This window comes from Rhodoferax sp. RT5P35 (assembly GCF_056521385.1).
Map to the genome: position 1 here is coordinate 1 of NZ_JBWMAX010000229.1, position 1,197 is coordinate 1,197.

General features: G+C 66.9%; 1 protein-coding gene. It reads left to right on the forward strand.

Annotated features, from left to right (window positions below):
* A partial coding sequence (locus tag AC097L_RS25225) for a leucyl aminopeptidase (RefSeq protein ID WP_479589448.1) occupies positions 1 to 1,197 on the forward strand: 1,197 nt, incomplete at both ends.

Here is a 1,197-nt window from a genome sequence, read left to right on the forward strand (position 1 = left end):
GGTGCCCCCGCCCAGAAGGCCGTGCGCGCGGTGGTGCAGTGCGTGGCCGAGGCCACCTATGTCTACACCACCACCAAGTCCAAGCCCGAAGGCCGCGTGCTGGCCAACGTCTGGCTATGCGCCCCCGATGCGGCAGCGGCCCAGGCCGAGCTGGCCCTGGGCACCGCCACGGTAGCCGGAGTCGAGCTGGCCAAGGAATGGGCCAACCGCCCCGGCAACCACGCCACGCCCACGCTGCTGGGCACGGCGGCCAAGTCGCTGGCGCGCTTCCCCAAGATACGCTGCGAGGTGCTGGGGCCCAAAGAAGTGGCCGCACTCGGCATGGGCTCGTTCATGTCGGTGGCCCAGGGCTCCAAGGAGCCGCTGCGCTTCATCGTGCTGCACTACAGCGGCGCGGCCAAGGCCAACGCCCCTACCGTGCTGGTCGGCAAGGGCATCACTTTTGACACCGGCGGCATCTCCATCAAGCCTGCCGCCGAAATGGACGAGATGAAGTTCGACATGTGCGGTGCCGCCAGCGTGCTGGGCGTGTTCCGCGCGCTGGGCGACTTGAAGCCCGCCATCAACGTGGTCGGCCTGATCCCGGCCTGCGAAAACATGCCCGACGGCGGCGCAGTCAAGCCTGGCGACGTGGTCACCAGCAGGAGCGGCCAGACCATCGAAAACCGCAACACCGATGCCGAAGGCCGCCTGGTGTTGTGCGAGGCGCTCACTTACGCCGCCCGCTTCAAGCCCCGCGCCGTGATCGACATCGCCACCCTCACCGGTGCCTGCGTCGTGGCCCTGGGCGGCGTGCGCAGCGGCATGTTCTCGGCGGATGATGCGCTGGCGGCTGCCCTGCAAGCCGCAGGCGAATCCGCCATGGACCCGTGCTGGCGCCTGCCGCTGGACGACGAGTACGGCGAAGGCCTGAAGTCCAACTTTGCCGACATGGCCAATGTGGCCGGGCGTGCGGGTGGGGCCATTACCGCCGCCAAGTTCCTGCAAAAGTTCACCGGCAAAATGCCTTGGGCACACCTGGACATTGCCGGCACCGCCTGGAAGAGCGGCGCGGTCAAGGGCGCGACTGGTCGGCCTGTCGGTTTGTTGCTGGATTACGTGTTAAATCAGTCTCCAGCGCTTATTCCACCAGCGCAAGTAGCTACTAAAACGATAGTAAAACGCAAAACAGCAGCCCCTGCGGTGGCCGCCACGGCC